The organism is Dietzia aurantiaca, assembly GCF_021033825.1.
GTDB lineage: Bacteria > Actinomycetota > Actinomycetes > Mycobacteriales > Mycobacteriaceae > Dietzia > Dietzia aurantiaca.
Genome location: NZ_JAIFXZ010000010.1, coordinates 23,406 through 40,827, shown reverse-complemented (window position 1 = coordinate 40,827; position 17,422 = coordinate 23,406). Strand labels below are relative to the sequence as shown.

At 70.7% G+C, this 17,422-nt stretch carries 12 protein-coding genes; 9 read left to right on the top strand and 3 right to left on the bottom strand.

What is annotated here, in order from left to right:
- Positions 1-62: 62 nt before the first annotated feature.
- Together K3888_RS11475 and K3888_RS11470 are read right to left on the bottom strand one after the other, a co-directional pair.
- The gene (locus K3888_RS11475; RefSeq protein ID WP_230930400.1) at positions 63-758 is read right to left on the bottom strand and encodes a hypothetical protein; all 696 of its coding nucleotides are present in this window, start codon (positions 756-758) and stop codon (positions 63-65) included.
- 116 nt (positions 759-874) lie between these two features.
- Positions 875-2,209 carry a D-arabinono-1,4-lactone oxidase gene (locus tag K3888_RS11470; protein WP_230930399.1) on the bottom strand — a complete coding sequence of 445 codons (1,335 nt, stop codon included), beginning with the start codon at positions 2,207-2,209 and terminating at the stop codon, positions 875-877.
- A gap of 143 nt (positions 2,210-2,352) precedes the next feature.
- Here K3888_RS11470 and K3888_RS11465 point away from each other — a divergent pair, with 143 nt between their 5' ends.
- Genes K3888_RS11465 through K3888_RS11445 form a run of 5 tightly spaced genes read left to right on the top strand, consistent with a single transcriptional unit; the run spans position 2,353 to position 8,867 of the window.
- Positions 2,353-2,991, top strand: coding sequence for a TetR/AcrR family transcriptional regulator (locus tag K3888_RS11465; RefSeq protein WP_230930398.1), 639 nt, complete (start codon positions 2,353-2,355; stop codon positions 2,989-2,991).
- Positions 2,992-3,007: 16 nt separating this feature from the next.
- Positions 3,008-4,180, top strand: coding sequence for a type III PLP-dependent enzyme domain-containing protein (locus K3888_RS11460; protein WP_230930397.1), 1,173 nt, complete (start codon positions 3,008-3,010; stop codon positions 4,178-4,180).
- On the top strand, positions 4,177-5,511 hold the full coding sequence (locus K3888_RS11455; RefSeq protein ID WP_230930396.1) for a M20/M25/M40 family metallo-hydrolase: 1,335 nt from the start codon (positions 4,177-4,179) through the stop codon (positions 5,509-5,511). Before K3888_RS11460 ends, K3888_RS11455 begins: the two co-directional genes overlap by 4 nt.
- The gene (locus K3888_RS11450; RefSeq protein WP_230930395.1) at positions 5,508-6,743 is read left to right on the top strand and encodes an MFS transporter; all 1,236 of its coding nucleotides are present in this window, start codon (positions 5,508-5,510) and stop codon (positions 6,741-6,743) included. Before K3888_RS11455 ends, K3888_RS11450 begins: the two co-directional genes overlap by 4 nt.
- 54 nt (positions 6,744-6,797) lie before the next feature.
- Positions 6,798-8,867: a DEAD/DEAH box helicase gene (locus tag K3888_RS11445; protein ID WP_230930394.1), complete on the top strand. Its 2,070-nt coding sequence runs from the start codon at positions 6,798-6,800 to the stop codon at positions 8,865-8,867.
- Positions 8,868-8,920: 53 nt separating this feature from the next.
- Here K3888_RS11445 and K3888_RS11440 read toward each other — a convergent pair whose 3' ends face one another.
- Complete coding sequence (locus K3888_RS11440) at positions 8,921-9,637, bottom strand: HNH endonuclease family protein (protein ID WP_230930393.1); 717 nt, start codon at positions 9,635-9,637, stop codon at positions 8,921-8,923.
- A 157-nt stretch (positions 9,638-9,794) separates the two neighbouring features.
- Here K3888_RS11440 and K3888_RS11435 point away from each other — a divergent pair, with 157 nt between their 5' ends.
- The 4 genes from K3888_RS11435 to K3888_RS17700 are packed head-to-tail and all read left to right on the top strand — an operon-like array spanning position 9,795 to position 17,420.
- A complete protein-coding gene (locus K3888_RS11435) occupies positions 9,795-12,758 on the top strand; it encodes a DEAD/DEAH box helicase (RefSeq protein WP_230930392.1) in 2,964 nt (987 codons plus the stop codon).
- On the top strand, positions 12,755-13,513 hold the full coding sequence (locus K3888_RS11430) for a hypothetical protein (RefSeq protein ID WP_230930391.1): 759 nt from the start codon (positions 12,755-12,757) through the stop codon (positions 13,511-13,513). Before K3888_RS11435 ends, K3888_RS11430 begins: the two co-directional genes overlap by 4 nt.
- Before the next feature lie 50 nt (positions 13,514-13,563).
- On the top strand, positions 13,564-14,751 hold the full coding sequence (locus tag K3888_RS11425; protein WP_230930390.1) for a metallophosphoesterase family protein: 1,188 nt from the start codon (positions 13,564-13,566) through the stop codon (positions 14,749-14,751).
- Positions 14,748-17,420, top strand: coding sequence for an AAA family ATPase (locus K3888_RS17700; RefSeq protein ID WP_269075107.1), 2,673 nt, complete (start codon positions 14,748-14,750; stop codon positions 17,418-17,420). Before K3888_RS11425 ends, K3888_RS17700 begins: the two co-directional genes overlap by 4 nt.
- Positions 17,421-17,422: the final 2 nt, after the last annotated feature.

Genomic DNA, 17,422 nt, shown 5'->3' with positions numbered 1-17,422 from the left:
GCCCGCAGGGGGCCTTTCGATCTCACCTGACAGGGGGATGCCACGCCTCGGTCACCCGGGGTTCACCCGGCCGGCCAGGAAAGTGGGGGAGCGCCGAACGTGGCGTCGGCGGTGTCCACCACGGTCCGTCCGAGCTTGCGGTTGCCCCAGCCGCCGATGGCCGCGCCCAGGCCGGCCGGGGCGAGTTTGCCCAACGCCAACCCGGCCCGCTTCACCGCGAACTTGCGGACGAAACGATGCATCATCCTGGAGTTGATCTCCTTGAGGCCGGGTACGCGCAGCACCCTGCTCGCCAGCGACGCCCGGGAGGCCGAGCCTGCCCCGGAGCCGACGGCGTTGGCCAGGACGGCGGTGCCGGAGGCGCCGAGCATGACGGTCATGACCAGCAGTTCCTCGTGCTCGCCTTCGCGGACGTCCACGCCGTGAACCTCGGCGACCGCGAGGGTGTAGAACGCGGCCGCCTCGAGGAAGACGAGCGATTCGGCGCCGATCGCGCCGAAGGCGATGATGGTGCCGATACCGGGGACGGCGGCGGTTCCGCCCACGGCCGCGCCCGAGGCGGTGACGGCGCCCAGGAACAACGAATCGAGCCGCGAACGAATCTGTGCCGGGCTCTCGTCCGGGTGGTCCTCGCGGAGTTTGTGCACGTACCGGCGTGCGGCGCCGGACTGGAGCCTGATCGCTCGTCGCAGCGCGGCGGTGACCACCCCCGCGGCGGGGCCGGAGACGTCGGGCCGGGAAGTGTCGTCGTCGGACACGGGCTCACCTTCTTCTCTCGAGGTACGAGCTGGCGGGTGGCGCCGCGGGGCCCGGGTTCGGGTCCCGCTACGGGAACCAGGCTACGTACCCGCAAAATAATCGTGCGGGCAGGTGGTCAGGGCAGGACGCGCTCGGTGTAGGTGTTGCCGAACACACGGTCCGGGTCGAGGCGGTCACGCACTTCGACGAAGTCGTCGAAGTGCTCGACCATCGAGGAGAGGTCGTCGGCGGTGCGGGTGTGCATCTTGCCCCAGTGGGGGCGGCCGTCCGCGGCGAGGAAGATCTCCTCGGCGAGCCGGAACAGTTCCGTGTGGTCCATCCGGTGGTACTGATGCACCGCGATGTAGCAGACCTCGCGGCCGTGGGCCGTTGACAGCCATACGTCGTCGGCGGCGGCGAAGCGCACCTCCATCGGGAACGGGGTCAGCACGCCCGAGCGGTCGACCATGTCACGGATGTCGCCGAGCACCGCGCCGGCCGCGGCGATCGGCAGCGCGTACTCCATCTCGCGGAAGCGCACGCGACGCGGCGAGGCGAACACACGGTAGCTGCGATCCGTGTAGGTGCGTGCGGAGAGGGCGCGCGCGGTGAAGCGGTTCAGTCGCGGGGTGATCGACGGGCGCCGCGTCGCAGCCCGGCAGACCGCCTCGAAACCCTCGTTGGAGAGGAACTCATCGCTGATCGCCGACTTCAGCCGACTCACCGGCTTGAGGTCCGCGTCCCCCGGCAGGCGGGTGTTGCGTTTGACGTTGATCGCGTCGGTGTGGGGGAACCAGTAGAACTCGGCGTGGTCGGCCGAGCGTGCGAACCCCTCCATGTCCTGGAGGACGGCGGAGAGTGTCCACGGACGTTCGTCGGCGTGGAGGGCGAACGCCGGCACACACCGGATCGTCATCTTGGTGATGATCCCCAGGGCGCCGATCCCGAGCCGGGCGGCCGCGAACACATCGGGGTGGGAATCGCGCGAGCAGGAGATCACGGTCCCGTCGGCGGTGACGAGTTGGAGCCCCACCACGGTCGCCGGGAGGCCGGGGGCCCGGCACCCGGTGCCGTGGGTGCCGGTCGAGACCGCGCCCGCGAGGGACTGTTCGGCGAAGTCACCGAGGTTGGGCTGGGCGAGCCCGAGATCCCACAGCAGCGGACCGAGGCGATGCAGCCGCGTCCCGGCCCAGACGGTGACGTCCGCGCCGCTCACCCGGCCGTCGGTGCCCCGGGTGGGGACGATGGACTCGATTCCGGTGAGGTCGTCGAGGGAGATGAGGACCCCGTCCGTCGCCGCGGCCGGGGTGAACGAGTGTCCGGCTCCGACACACTTGACGCGGGTTCCCGATTCCGCCGCGGAGATCACCGCGTCGGTGACCTCGGCGACGGTCGTGGGGGCGGTGCGCCGTATCGGGTCGGCCACCACGTTGCCGGTCCAGTTCGTCCAAGGGGCTGCCGGGGTCGTCATGGGTGCTGAGGTTACCCGCCGGTGGGGCGGCTGTAGGTGATACCGAACGCCGGACCTGACCCGCGGCTATACGGTGGTGACCGAAAGGTCCGGCGTCCCGGTTAACACTGTCAGCGTCGTCGTCGGCGTCGTACGATGAACGGGTGACCAGACGACTTCCTGCCGATCAGCGCCGTGCGCAACTTCTCCGGGCCGCCCTGGAGATCGCCGAACACGACGGGCTGGGGGCTGTGACCGTCCGGGGTGTCGCCGAGCGCGCCGGTGTGTCGCTCGGCGTGGTCCACTACTGCTACACCGATAAGGAAGAACTTCTCCGGGAACTGATCGGGGCGGTGAACTCCGAAGTCCACCAGGCGGCCACCGCGTTCGTCAGCGTGGACTTCGATTCCGGGGTGACCGGTGTGGACGGGCTGCGGCAGCGTCTGTACGAGGCCATCGATCTGGTCTGGGCGGTCATCACCGCCTCGCCGGACCGGCAGCTCCTCACCTACGAGATCGTGTCCTATTCCCTGCGTACCTATGGATTGCCCGAGGTGGGGCTGGCGCGTGACCAGCAGGAATCCAACGAGGCGATCGTGCGCTCGGTGCTCGAACGCACTGCCGCCTCCGCGGGCATGCGGTGGGGGATGGGCCTGGACGAGATCACCCGGGTGGTGCTGGCGATCGTCGTCGGTATCGGTCAGAGGTGGCAGATCTATCGCGACGACGACGAGGCGAACACCCTCCTGCACCATGCCGTCGACCTGGTCGTGCGCGACGCGCTGGCCCTGGACGGCGCGTGATCCGGGGGTGACGCCGATGTCGGACGTGACGGCCGCGCTCGAGGCGGCCACCTCGGAGCTCGACGCGCCGCTGGCGGCACTACATCTGCCGAGCCTGCGGGCGAACCTCGCGGATCTCCGTCGACGGGCCGCAGGGACCCGCATCCGGATCGCGAGCAAATCGGTGCGGTCGCGGGGAGTGTTACGAGAGACGCTCGGGGAGGGCCTACGGGGCGACGGCACGGTGCGCGGGGTCATGGCCTACTCGCTGTCCGAGGCGTTGTGGCTGGTCGAATCCGGCTGCGACGACGTCCTTCTGGGCTATCCGACGGTGGACCGCGCGGCGCTCACGGCGTTGGCGGCCGACGAGGCGGCGCTGGCGGCGGTCACCCTGATGGTGGACGACGTCCGACAGCTCGAGATCGCCCGTGACGCCGGTGCGACCGGTGCCCGGGTGTGCGTCGACGTGGACTGTTCGCTCCGCCTGGGCCCCGTGCACCTCGGCGTGCACCGGTCGCCGCTGCGGGACTCCACAGACGTAGACCCGCTGGTCCGGCAGGCGGTGGGCATGGGCTTTCGCGTCGTGGGCGCGATGTTCTACGAGGCGCAGGTCGCCGGGGTACCGGACAACGTTCGCGGGATCGGCCCGGTCAAGCGACTGTCGATGCGCCGTCTGGTGGCGATCCGCGTGGCCGTGGCGGAGACGATCGAGAGACTCACCGGCTCGGCGCCCGAGATCATCAACTCCGGGGGCTCCGGTTCCGTCGCGCAGAGCGCCGGGGCACCTGCGGTCACCGAGGTCACGGCGGGTTCCGGTCTGTACGTCCCGGGTCTGTTCGACCACTACCGGACCTTCACGCCCCGTCCCTCATTGTTCTTCGCGCTGCCGGCGGTGCGGACCCCGGCGCGGGGGCTCACCACTTTCCTCTACGGCGGGTATGTGGCCTCCGGGGTGCCCGGGTGGGATCGACTCCCGGTGCCCGCGGCGCCGTCCGGGCTCCGTTTCCTCGGTCGCGAGGGGGCCGGCGAGGTACAGACCCCGATGCGGGGCGAGGTGGCCATCGGCGAGCGGGCGTGGTGGCGGCACGCGAAGGCGGGTGAACTGTGCGAGCGGTTCGACACACTGCACGTCGTGGACGACACTGCTGAGGGGCCCGCCGTGGTGGAGAGCTGGCCCACCTACCGTGGCGAAGGGAAGTGTTTCGGATGAGCGTCGGCCAGTCGATGTCCGAGGAGGTCCGCGAGCGGCTGTACTCGGAGGCGGTGTCCATCACCGCGGACCTGGTCTCGATCGATTCGACGAACACCGGCGATCCCGCCACGATCGGCGACGGTGAGACGCGCGTGTGCCGTCGGATCGCCGAATACCTCGACGAGGTCGGGATCACCAGTGAACTGGTGGAATCCGTGCCCGGCCGCGGCAGTCTGTTCGCACGGTTCGAGGGCTCCGACCCGGAAGCCGGGGGCCTGGTCGTGCACGGACACGTCGACGTGGTTCCCGCGGTCGCCGAGGACTGGACCGTGCCGCCGTTCGCCGGTGAGATCCGGGACGGCTGGCTCTACGGCCGGGGGACCGTCGACATGAAGAACATGCTCGGTATGACACTCGCGGTGATCCGGCACTACCGCCGTGAGGGCATCGTCCCCCGACGTACGCTGCTGCTTGCCTTCTTCGCCGACGAGGAGGCCGCCGGGATCATGGGGGCCAAATGGGTCGTCCGGGAACGTCCGGAGATCTTCGACGGCATGACCGAGGCACTGAGTGAGGTCGGCGGTTGGTCTGTTCCGGTGCGGGGGCGCCGCCTGTACCCGATCGCCGTCGCCGAGAAGGGCGTCGCGTGGGCCAGGGTCACCGCACACGGGACCGCCGCACACGCCTCCCGTCCGACCGCCGACAACGCCGTCGCCGCGGTCGCCGGCGCGGTAAGCCGCGTCGCCTCCCGCGAGTTCCCGGTCGAACCGACCGAAGCCAACACCGCGCTCGCCGCGGCCGTCGGACAGTTGGCCGGAGGCAGCGGAGAGGTCGCGGAACTCCCCGAGCGGCTCGACGTACTCGGGCACTTCGGTCCCCTCGTCGCGGCCTCGCTCGCGCACACCGCGTCGCCGACGGTGTTGTCCGCGGGGTACAAGACCAACGTCATTCCCACCGAGGCGTATGCGGAGATCGATTGCCGCGTGTTGCCGGGCGGTGAGGACACCTTCCGCGACGAGATCGAGACCGAACTCGGCCCGGACGTCGAGGTCGAGTGGACCTGGGAGCCGCCGATCGCCGCCCCCGCGGACGCCGGGATCGTCGAGGTGATCCGTGAGGCCGTCCGCGCGGCGGACCCGGAGGCCCTGGTGGTGCCTTATCTTCTGCCGGCGAGTACGGACAACAAGCATCTGGCGCGGCTGGGAATCTCCGGGTACGGCTTCGTCCCGTTGCGCGTGCCGGACGATTTCGACGTGTTCGGACACTTCCACGCCGTCGATGAGCGGGTGCCGGTCGACGCGCTGCACTTCGGGGCGGATGTGCTGGCCACCGTCCTCCGATCGGCGTGAGGGACGCTCCCGGCAGCGACTCGGATCCGGCCCGGCGCACACGGCTGCCGGCGGACGTCTGGGTCCTCGTGGCCGCCGCGTTCGCGGTGGCGCTCGGATACGGCCTCGTCGCTCCGGTTCTCCCGCAGTTCGCCACGAGCTTCAACGTCTCAGTGACCGCCGCGTCGGTCGTGGTGAGCGCCTTCGCCTTCTTCCGCCTCGTCTTCGCCCCCGCCGGCGGCCTCCTCGTGGACCGGCTGGGGGAACGCCGCGTGTACATGACGGGCCTGCTCATCGTGGCGGTGTCGACCCTCGCGACCGGACTGGCCCAGTCGTACGTGCAGCTCCTGGTCTTCCGCGGCCTGGGCGGGCTCGGCTCGACGATGTTCACGATCTCGGCCATGGCGCTGCTCACCCGTCTCGCCCCGCCGGGCGCACGGGGCCGGATCATGGGGCTCTACGCCACCGCCTTCCTGATCGGCAATATCGGCGGCCCAGTCCTCGGTGGTCTGCTGGCGGAGTTCGGCATGCGCGTCCCGTTCTTCGTCTACGCCGCCTCTCTGCTAGTGGCCACGGGCGTGGTGGCGGTCTTCCTCCGGGGTGGGCGGCGGCGTTCCGCTGACGACCAGACCCCGGAACAGACGCCGTTGCCGGTCAGGGAAGCTCTGACAGACGCTCGCTATCGTGCCGCGCTCATCTCGAGCTTCGTGAACGGATGGGCGTCGTTCGGTGTGCGCGTCGCGATCGTCCCGCTGTTCGCGGCGGCGAACTTCGACGCGGGTCCGGGCATCGCGGGAACGGCACTGGCGTCGTTCGCCGTCGGCACCGCGTCGGTGATCTCCATCGCGGGCTGGCTGTCGGACCGCTACGGCCGTCGGCCGCTGGTGATCGCTGGCCTGGTGATCTCCGGCGGCTCGACCGCGGTGATGGGGTGGTGCGACACAGTGCCCCTCCTCGTGGCGGCGTCGGTGATCGCCGGGATCGGCGCGGGCATCCTCAACCCCTCGCAGCAGGCCTCTGTCGCCGACGTGATCGGTTCGGACCGGGCAGGCGGAAAGGTTCTGGCCACGTTCCAGATGGCCAGCGACTCCGGAGCGATCCTCGGACCGATCGTGGTGGGGCTCGTGGTCGACGCTCTGGGGTACACGATTGGTTTCGCCGTATCAGGCGCCCTGTTGTTGGCCGCGGTCATACCCTGGCTGTTCACGAGAGGGGCACCCCGAGCCCCGGCCACTGCCGTGACGGGGGAGTGACCTGCGCCGTCGTCTCGCTAATCGGACCACCGACGCCGTAGCATGGAAGGCCTCATGAACAACAACGACGAGGACCGTACCGCCACTGCCGGCGACGAGGTCGACACCGACGCCAGCACGCCCGAATCTTCCGAGTCAGCCCCGGCCGGGTCCCCCGAGGCCGAGTCCACCGAAGCAATCCCAGCCGGTGGCGGCGACGCCCCCGGCGTCACCTTCGCCGACATGGGCCTCGCGCCCGCCGTGGCCAAGGCCGTCCAGGATGTGGGGTACGAGGTTCCCTCGGCCATCCAGGAAGCGACGATTCCACTGGTCCTCGAGGGGCGGGACGTCGTCGGACTGGCCCAGACGGGCACGGGTAAGACCGCGGCCTTCGCGCTGCCGATCCTCTCGCTCATCGACCCCGCGGTGAAGAGCCCGCAGGCACTCGTCCTCGCCCCGACGCGTGAGCTGGCCCTGCAGGTCGCCGAGGCCTGTGTCACCTATTCGGCGAACATGCCGCAGGTCAATGTGCTGCCGATCTACGGAGGGCAGGCGTACGGCATCCAACTCTCGGGCCTGCGGCGAGGCGCGCAGATCATCGTCGGCACCCCCGGCCGTGTCATCGATCACCTCAAGAAGGGCACGCTCGATCTGTCGGGCCTGCGTCACCTCGTCCTGGACGAGGCGGACGAGATGCTCGCGATGGGCTTCCAGGAGGACGTCGAGCGGATCCTCTCCGATACGCCTGAGTCGACGCAGGTCGCGCTCTTCTCCGCCACCATGCCGGCTGCGATCCGCCGGATCTCGCAGCGCTACCTCACCAACCCGGCCGAGGTGAAGGTCGCGTCCAAGACCTCGACCGCGCCGAACATCCAGCAGCGCTATGTGCTGGTCCACCACCGCGACAAGCTCGATGCGCTGACCCGGATCCTCGAGGTCGAGGACTTCGACGCGATGATCATGTTCGTGCGCACCAAGTCCGCCACCGAGGAACTCGCCGAGCGACTGCGGGCACGTGGCTTCTCCGCCGCTCCGATCAACGGCGACATCCCGCAGAACCTGCGTGAGCGGACGATCGAGGCGCTCAAGGACGGCCGCACGGACATCCTCGTGGCGACCGACGTCGCCGCTCGCGGCCTCGACGTCCCGCGGATCAGCCACGTCGTCAACTACGACATCCCGCACGACACCGAGTCGTACGTCCACCGGATCGGCCGGACCGGCCGCGCGGGCCGCAGCGGTCACGCGTTGCTGTTCGTCACCCCGCGCGAACGGCGTCTGCTCTCGCAGATCGAGCGCGCGACCCGCCAGCCGTTGACCGAGATCCAGCTGCCGAGCGTGGACGACGTCAACGAGATGCGGATGGCCAAGTTCGCCCAGTCGATCACCGAGAGCCTGGACGACTCCAATCTCGCGCTCTTCCGTCGGCTCGTCGAGGACTACGCGTCCGAGCATTCGGTGTCGATGGCGGATATCGCGGCAGCGCTCGCCACCCAGTCCCGCAACTCGGACGAGTTCCTCATGCGTGAGCCCGAGCGGCCGCAGCGCCGTGAGCGTCACGATGATCACCGGGACGGACGACGCGATGATCGTCGGGATCGTCCGGCACGGGACTTCTCCGACGGCCCGCGTCCGTCGCGGTCGGGCAAGGACATGGCGCAGTACCGGATCGCGGTGGGCAAGCGGAACAACGTCAAGCCCGGTTCGATCATGGGTGCGCTCGCGAACGAGGCGGGACTCCGCGGCGGGGACATCGGTCGCATCTCGATCCGTTTCGATCACTCCGTCGTCGAACTCCCGGCGGATCTGCCGGCCGATCAGATCGAGTCGATGAAGGGGATCGTCGTCGGCGGCGCCGAGATCGACATCCGTCCGGACTCCGGGCCCCCGTCGGGCCGACCGGGCTCGTACCGTGATGACCGGGGCGGCAAGCCCCGTGGTGGTGGATTCCGCGGCCAGCGTGGGGACCGCGACGACCGGGGAGGTGACCGCCGAGGCGGCAGGTTCGATGACCGACGCGACGACCGTGGTGGATACCGGGGTGGCGATGACCGCCGCGGGGGCGGTCCGCGCCGGGACGACGACCGCCGTGGTGGTGGCGGCGGGTTCCGCGGTCGCTCCGGTGGCAGCCGCGAGCGCTACTGACAACTTCGACCCCCGGTGACGCCCCGGCCCGTTCACGGGCCGGGGCGGCGGCGTTACTCCGGGCATCTGCTGACCGCGCGCGAGAGCGCGTCATGGTCGGCATCGGTCACGGGCAGCCCGTAGGCGATCGCGGCCGTGAGGTAGCGGGCGGCGTAGAAGCAATGTCGCGCGGGATCGGGTGGTAGCCAGTCGGCGGGGGTGGAGTCGCTCTTGCGGGTGTTGACGCCTCCGGTGACGGCCAGGAGGTTGTGGTCGATGTCGTTCGCGAACTCCGCGCGGCGTCGTGCGGTCCATTCCCACGCACCGAGGTCCCAGGCGGCCGACAGCGGGAAGACGTGGTCGACATGGATTCCCCTCACGCCTGACCTCCCCACATCGACCGTGTGACCGGTGTACGGGTCGACCAACACCCCGGAGGGAGCCGCGCACGCGCCCGTCGTGGCGCCGGCGCCGGCATGGATGTCACGGGCGAGGACGTCCTGCCTGGTAGGACACCCGTTACCGCCGCCGGGCGCCCCGGTCATGTCGCTCCAGGCGGGCCCGAACACACAGGCGGAGTCGCCGGAGCAGCCCCGTTCGTATCCGGGTACCGCGGGTCGTTCAGGGACCACGGAGACCGCGTCGAGGAGCGGGACGACACGGTCCCGCGCCGGGCTCCCGGGGGCGGACCCGCGGGGCTGACCGAGCACCACGACGAGCGCGAGCACGCCTGTCGTGAGCACGAACACCACCAGTGCTCGTCGGGGGATCGGAGGGAACTTTCCTGCCACGGGGTGAGTATGCGTGCGCGGTCGCGCCCGACCTGCGCGTCGAGGGGCGGAGAGGGCGGGGCCTGTGGAGGTGGCCGGGCCTGTGGAAAGGACGACGACGACGGGTCGCCGGGGTCCTCGCCGACCCGATGTCGGACCTGCGTGCTTACATGTGGGCGTGACCCAGACACCCGAACCGCGCCTGCACGCCGTGTGGCAGTCGGGGTCCGTCGGTCTTTGGTGTGAGACGGGGTTGCGGCGGCCGGGTTCCGTTGCGCCGGCCGGATCGGTGACGGCGGTGGGGCGGGCCGGGGCACCCGCGGCGGTCGTCGAGTTCCTCGAGCGGTATTCGCTCACCCACAAGATCGGTGTGCGCGTTCCCGTCGAGGGTAGGGTCCGCGAGGCGCGGGTCCCGGGGATCCGCATCTCGGTCGGCGCCGCCATCGATCTGTGTCGGCTCCTCGAGGCCGGTGAACCCCCCGTGGGCGCCGGGCGCCCCGGTGGTACCCGGGTTGGAGAGGGCGGAGCGCTCTGGGCGGGCGCGGCGCTACGGGCCCTGGCCGCGCTGTCGGCCGGGGTCGGTGCCTTCGTCCGGTCGGGGCATCTCGTTCCGGAACTCAGTCGTTTCGAGGGCGGCTGGGTGGCCGGATGGTCGCTGGCGGCGTCACCGGTCGTGAGTGCATGGGCCGCGGAGTGCCTGTCCCGGTGTCATGGACTGGTCACGAGCCGCGAAGAGTTGGATCGACTGCTCGACGCGCTCACGGACCAGCATGCGCGCATGGCGCTCGCGCCACTTGCCAGGGATCGCCGCAGCGCGCTGGGCACGGCACTGATCACCGGCGCGGACGTGCCCTCCGGCGGCCAGGCGCTGGCCGGCGCCGTGGCGGAGTTCGGTCGGGCGGCCGCGGCCCGGGACGTGGAAGTGGTGTTCCGCATCGTCGAGCCCCGGTTCGGCGACGATGCGGGGGAGACCTCCGACGACCCCTCCACGGGCGAGGGCGGGGGTGAGGTCCTGTGGCGCCTCGAGGTCCTCGTGCGGACCGGCACCGATTCGCTCCGCCCCTACGCCGAGCTGCCGGATCCCTCGGTGGTCACGGATGCGGTGGGCGACGTCGTCGAGAGGGCCGTCCGGTCGTGGCCCCCGCTGGGACGGGCGATCCCGGCGCGGGGCGGACCGGATCTGCTCCTTCCCACCGAGCTCGTGGTGGAGCTGGTCGACGAGGGTGTGGAGACCCTGCGGGGCCGGGGCGTCGAGGTCCTGCTCCCGCGGGCATGGACGCGGGTCCGCACCGCGGTGCGTGTCGTGGTGTCGGAGCCGGGGACCGAGACCGTCGACTCGGGTAGGCGGCTCGGTGTGGACCAGCTCAGCGATGTCAACTGGGAGATGATCGTCGACGACGAGCCGCTGGACCCCACCGAGGTGCAGATGCTCCTGGACACCGCGTCGGATCTGGTCAGACTCCGCGGGCAGTGGGTACGGGCGGACTCCGGAGCACTGCGTCGTGCGGCCCGTTTCCTCGCCGCGCGCAGGGGCGGCCGGATGACCGCCCCCGCGCTCGCGGCGGCGCTGATGTCGGAAGAGGCCGAGGGCGTCGAGGTGAACGCGCCCCCGACCCTGGATTGGATCCCCTCGTCGTCGTCGATCGTGGTCGATCTTCCCGACTGGTTCCGGGCGACTCTACGCCCGTACCAACTCGAGGGGTTGCGCTGGCTCACCGCGCTCTCGCGCGCCGATACCGGTGCGGTCCTCGCGGACGACATGGGGCTGGGCAAGACGATGCAGGTGCTCGCCCTCGCCGCCTCCGAGGTGGGCGCCGTGGACCCGACCGGCGAGCCGACCTGTCGGGTCGGCCCGACCCTGGTCGTCGCGCCACTGACCCTGCTGTCCACGTGGGCCAGAGAGGCGTCGACGTTCGCGCCGGAGCTGTCGGTGACGACCCATCACGGACCTGAGCGCGATCGTGACGAGGGGGCGGCCGAGCGGCTCGCAGCAGCCGATCTGGTGCTGACCTCGTACGGCACGGCTGCCCGGGACGTCGACATGCTGTCCGAGGTGCCGTGGCGCCGGCTCGTGGCGGACGAGGCGCAGACCATCAAGAATCCGTCGACCGGCGTATCGCGGGCGCTCATGGCGATCCCCGCCGAGCACCGGATCGCGCTCACCGGCACCCCGGTCGAGAACCGACTCGATGAGCTCCGCGCGGTCCTGGAGTTCGCCAACCCCGGGGCCCTGGGATCGGCGAGCACCTTTCGTGCGCGGTTCGCGGTGCCGATCGAATCCCATCGCGACGAGGCCGCGGCGTCCCGGCTCCGGGCGCTCGCGGGGCCGTTCGTCCTTCGCAGGCTCAAGTCGGATCCGCGGGTGGTCTCCGATCTGCCGGAGAAGCAGCACATCCGGGTGGACGCCCCCCTGACGCGCGAGCAGGCGACCCTGTACCGCGCGGTGGTCGAGGACATGCTGGAACAGGTCAAGGAGTCGGAGGGCGCCGCTCGGAAAGGTGCCATCCTGTCCGGGCTCACGGCGCTCAAGCAGGTCTGCAACCATCCCGCCCACTATCTCGGCGACGGTTCGGCCCTCCTTCGCGGAGGGCGACACAGGTCGGGAAAACTCGCCGCGCTCGACGAGGTGCTGACCGAGATCCTCGCCAGCGACGAGAAGGTCCTGCTGTTCACCCAGTACCGGGCTTTCGGGGACCTCATCCTCCCGATGCTGGAGCGTCGGGCCGCCGCGGCGGTGCCGTTTCTGCACGGCGGCGTCACCGCCGCGGCCCGGACCGAGATGGTCCGCGGGTTCCAGAGTCCTGGTGGCCCCCCGGTGATGCTCGCGTCGCTGCGCGCCGGCGGCACAGGTCTGACCCTGACCGAGGCCAACCACGTCGTGCACCTGGACCGGTGGTGGAACCCGGCGGTGGAGAACCAGGCCACGGACCGCGTGCACCGCATCGGCCAGTCCCGGGTGGTCCAGGTACGGACGTTGGTCGCCCCCGGGACGGTGGAGGATCGCATCGACGAACTCCTGGAGGCCAAGCGGGATCTGGCGGAGCTGACCCTGGGGCCGATGGCCGGAGCGTTGACCGAGCTGGACGACGCGGAGCTGGGCGCGCTGGTCGCCCTCACCGATGAGGGGGTGGAAGAACCGTGAAGAGCGGACGGGGAATCGAGGCACGCTCCCGTGCCGGGCAGTTCGGCGCGCACATGTGGGCCAGGCGGTGGGTCAGCGATCTCGAATCCCTGGTCTCCCGCGGGGCAGCGCACCTCGCCCGGACCGACGCGCGCAAGGACAAGGTCCTGTCCCTGGGACACTCGGGCCGGACGGTCCGCTGCGATGTCGAGAGCTCGAGACCCGAGCCCTTCACGGTCGAGTTCACGTTCGCACCCCTGGACGAGACGGACTCGGAGGCTCTCCGCACGGCCCTTCGGCAGGAGGAGAACGGGGTGCTCGGCGCGTTGGCCGGGGAATTCTCGGACACGATCGGCTTCCTACTGCTGCCCGCGCTCCACGGCGCCACCTCCTACTCGTGCCACTGCCCTGTGCAGCCCGGGCCCTGTCGGCACGTCCTGGCGGCGGCGTACATCATGGTCGAGTGGTGGGACGCCTCGCCCCAGGTGATGTTCGAGTTGCGTGGACTGGGCGCCCACCAGTTGGGAGCGGTACTGAGGGGCCCCGGCGGCGAGGGCGACACGGTGGGCGTCGATGTTGAGGAGAGTCTGTGGGGCAGTGACCCGCTACTGCCGACGGTGCCCTCGCCCGCACCGGCCGGGCTCGAGGATCTGCTGGACGCCCCGGTCACCAGAAGAATGGCCGCCGCCGCGACCAACGACCCGCTCGAGCAGTTGCGCGTGGTCGCCGATCTCGAGGACTTCCTCGACGCGTTCGGCGACTACCGATCGCGCTGACGGCAGAGCCGTCCGGGACCGCTGTCGTACCCGCGACCTACGATGCGACCATGACCACCCCACGGGACGGCCACACCGTTCGATTCCTCCACTCGGCCGACTGGCAGCTCGGCATGACCAGGAGGTTCCTGGGGGACGAGTCGCAGGCCGTCTATACCGCGGACCGGCTGGCCGCGGTTGAATCGCTCGGTGGTCTCGCCACGGAGTACGGTGCGCAGTTCATCGTCGTGGCCGGTGATGCGTTCGAGGACAACGCAGTCCCCAGGTCCGTGGTGCTCCGCGCGGCCGAGGTGTTGGCGTCGTTCCCCGTCCCCGTCCTCGTGCTGCCGGGCAATCACGATCCGCTGGATGTGTCGTCGGTCCTGCGGTGTCGGGACTTCTCGTCGGCGGTCGAGGGCGGCGCCGTCGTCGTTCTCGACGGATCCGGCCCGGTCGAGGTTCTCCCGGGAGTCGAGGTGGTCGGCATCCCGTGGACCTCCAAGCGGCCTGATCCCTCCCGCCTGCCCACGTTGCTGGAATCCCTCGAGCCGTCCGCGGCGCTGCGCGTGCTGGTGGCACACGGTGGAACCGACGAGGTCTTCGGCGGGCACTCGCCCTCGGTGGAGGCGATCGCCGTGTCCGCGCTCGAGCAGGCCGTCGACTCCGGGCGGCTCGACTATGTGGCCCTCGGTGATCGCCATTCGGTCACCCGCGTGGGCTCGGGGGAGCGGGTCTGGTTCTCGGGAAGCCCCGAGACGACGGACTTCGACGATGTGGAGAAGGATTCCGGCCACGCCCTGCTCGTCGAGCTCGAGCGCGCGCTCCCGGGTGGCCGGCGTGGCGGTTCCACGGTGACACCCCTGCGGACCGGTCGTTGGTCATTCCTCGCGCTCAACGCGCAGATCGACACGGACGCGGACCTGGATGCGCTCGCCACGCGGATCGAGGCGATCGAGGACAAGCCCCGCACGGTGCTGAAGCTGGGGCTGACCGGCACCGTCGGTGTCGCCCTGCGTGCGCGGATCGACGAGGAGGTGGACCGGTGGTCGGCGCTGTTCGCATGCGCCTACCTCCGCGAGACGCGCACCCACCTGGTCGTGCGTGCGGACGACACCGATCTCACCGACCTCGTCGACGGGTACGCGGGGCGGGCGGTGGCGGACCTGATGGAGATGGCCTCGGCCGGTGGGTCGGAGGCCGAGGACGCCGGGCATGCACTCAGCCTGCTGTACCGATTCGTGGACGGGGGGACGCGATGATCCTGCACCGGTTGATGCTCGAGGACTTCCGGGGCGTGACCCGCGAGGAGGTCGAGGTCCCGAACCGCGGGGTCCTCGTGGTCGAGGGGCCCAACGAGTCGGGAAAGACCAGCCTCATGGATGCGCTCGACATGCTTCTCGAGCACAAGGCCTCGTCCGGTCGGGCGGACGTCAAGGCGTCCAGTCCGGTGGGCAGGGATGTTCCGGTGGTGGTCGAGGCCGAGTTCACGATCGACGACCAACGGATGCTCTATCGCAAGGAGTTCGTCCGGGGTAAGCGGACGTCCCTGGAGTTCCCCGGGTCGGCCCGGCAGGCAATGTCGGGAGACGACGCGCACGATCACGTACGGGATCTGCTGGAACGACGAGTCGATCGCTCGCTCTGGCGGGCGCTGCGCATCGCCCAGGACGAGCCGATCGGGCAGGTTGACGCGGCCAGGGGAATGGACTCCTTGCGTCGGGCTCTCGACGCGGCGGCCGGTGGTGAGGACCCGACGGGGGACGACAACCTGATCTCGCGGGTCGCGGAGGAACGCAATCGCTATCTCACGACGCGGCGAGGGGAGCCGACCGGCGAGCTGGCCAGGTCGGAGGCCCGGCTGGCTGAGGCACGCGCGGCGCTGTCCGCCGCCCGGGCCGGCCACGCCGAGCTGGACGCGGCTGTTGACGATCATGCCGCGCAGGCGGCGGTGCACCGGGCCCACACCGAGTCCCTGAGGACCGTGGAGTCGGAGGTGTCGCGGCTGGAGGCAGCCGGGCTGGTGGTGGCCGATCGGAGGCAGATCAGTTCCGCCGCGGACACCGAGGTCGATCGGGCGGCCGCCGACCACGATGCGGCTGTGCGCGGCAGCCGGGAACGAGCGACGCTTGTCGAGGAGGTCGGGCGGGAACGCCGCAGAGCCGCAGATGCTCGCGCCGCCGTCGACACCGAGGGAGAGCGCCTGGCACCGGCCGAGGAGCGTGCCAAGGCGGCACGGTCGGCATTGGAGGCGGCCGAGGCGGATCTCACACGAGCGCGGGCGCACCTCGACGAGGCCCGCGCGGCCCGGGACCGCGAGCACCGCCGCAGAGAGCTCACGCGACTCGAGCAGCTCATCGAGACCGCCACGTCCGTCGGCGACGACCTGGCGGTCACCGTGACGCAGCTTTCCGAGATGGAGATCTCGGCCGACGCGGTCAACGAGATCCGGTCTGCGGATGAGACGCTGCGGGAAGCCGTCGTGCGCAGCAATGCAAGCGCTCCGACTGTCGAAGTCGCGGGCAGTGGCGAGGTCGTCGTCTCCGGCGAGACGCGAGACGCTGGCCCCGGATGGTCCCAACGCATCGTCGAGGACACCGTCTTCGAGGTGGGAGATCTCTCGCTGACCGTGGTGCCGGCCGGCGATACGGACACCGTGCGCCGCGAGGAGGCCTCGGCGCGGGCGCGTCTGGCCGCGCAACTCGGGAAGCACGCGGTGGCGGATCGGGAGGAGGCGGAGGACCGCGCTCGACGCGCCGACGCACTGCGCGCCCAGGTCGAGGCGTTGCGCCGGAGGCGGGCGGACCTGCTCAGCGGGGAGACTCTCGACGATCTCGGTGCCCGAAGGGACGCTCTACGAGAGCGGCTCGGCGCGGACGAGGCCGCGGAAGACCCCGAAGTAGTGGCGGACCGGGCGGCGGAGGGGACGTCGCCGGACATCGGATCCGGCGCGGCTGCGGACGAAGGTCCGGAGTCCGACCCCGTGGTCGTGGCGGCTCAGGCGGAAGACACCCTGTCCTCGCGGCGGGCGGAGGATCGCGCAGCGGCGACCGAGGCGGAGACCATCCGCACGGCGTACGCCACGCGAATCGCGCTGGCCGAGGAGGGGGAGTCGCGGCTCGAAGAACGGGCCCGGGTCCTCGACGCGGCCCGCGCGGTCACGGCGGACGCGGAGCTGGCCGGAGCCGAGGAGCTGACCCGAGCCAGGCTCGAGGAGGCCCGGGAATCCGCGCGGGTGGCTCGCGCATCTCTCGATGAGGCGCTGTCCGACGCTCCTCCGGAGTTGCTGGAGAACGCCCGGGCGTCGCTTGCGACACTGCGGAATGAGGAGCGCGAGTCCGCCGGCGCGGTGGCCACCGCGCTGGGGCGGGTGAACGCGATCGGTGATCAGGGACGTCTGGGCGATGTCTCGGCCGCCGAGCGGGAGCTCGACGAGGCGGAGCGCGAGAACGGCGCACTGTGGCGTCGCGCCCGCGCAGCCGACCTGCTGCACCGCACCCTGACCACGCGCCGTTCCGAGGCGATGCGCGCCTACCAGGAGCCCTTTCATCGAGCGGTCGTAGAGCTCGGTGCTCTGGTGTACGGCCGGGAGTTCGACGTGCTGCTCGGCGATGACCTGACGATCCTCTCGCGCAGGATCGGCGGCGTCACCGTGAACTACGACTCGCTGTCCGGCGGCGCCAGGGAACAGTTGGCGGTCATCGTCCGGATCGCTTGTGCCCGCCTCGTCGGCACGGACGGGGTGCCGGTGTTCCTAGACGACACGATGGGTTACACCGACCCCACACGCCGACTGACCATGGGGGCCGTCATCGCCGCCGCAGCGACGACCTCCCAGGTCATCGTGCTCACCTGTGACCGGGCGAGGTTCGCAGGGATCGGTGGCGCGCGTACCCATGTGATGCGTCGATCCGGCCAGAGTCCGGAGTGAAC

Coding starts and splice junctions, on each gene's coding strand:
- K3888_RS11455 (WP_230930396.1), top strand. CDS start 4,177: ATGAGCGTCGGCCAGTCGATGTCCGAGGAGGTCCGCGAGCGGCTGTAC.
- K3888_RS11470 (WP_230930399.1), bottom strand. CDS start 2,209: ATGACGACCCCGGCAGCCCCTTGGACGAACTGGACCGGCAACGTGGTG.
- K3888_RS11445 (WP_230930394.1), top strand. CDS start 6,798: ATGAACAACAACGACGAGGACCGTACCGCCACTGCCGGCGACGAGGTC.
- K3888_RS11460 (WP_230930397.1), top strand. CDS start 3,008: ATGTCGGACGTGACGGCCGCGCTCGAGGCGGCCACCTCGGAGCTCGAC.
- K3888_RS11425 (WP_230930390.1), top strand. CDS start 13,564: ATGACCACCCCACGGGACGGCCACACCGTTCGATTCCTCCACTCGGCC.
- K3888_RS17700 (WP_269075107.1), top strand. CDS start 14,748: ATGATCCTGCACCGGTTGATGCTCGAGGACTTCCGGGGCGTGACCCGC.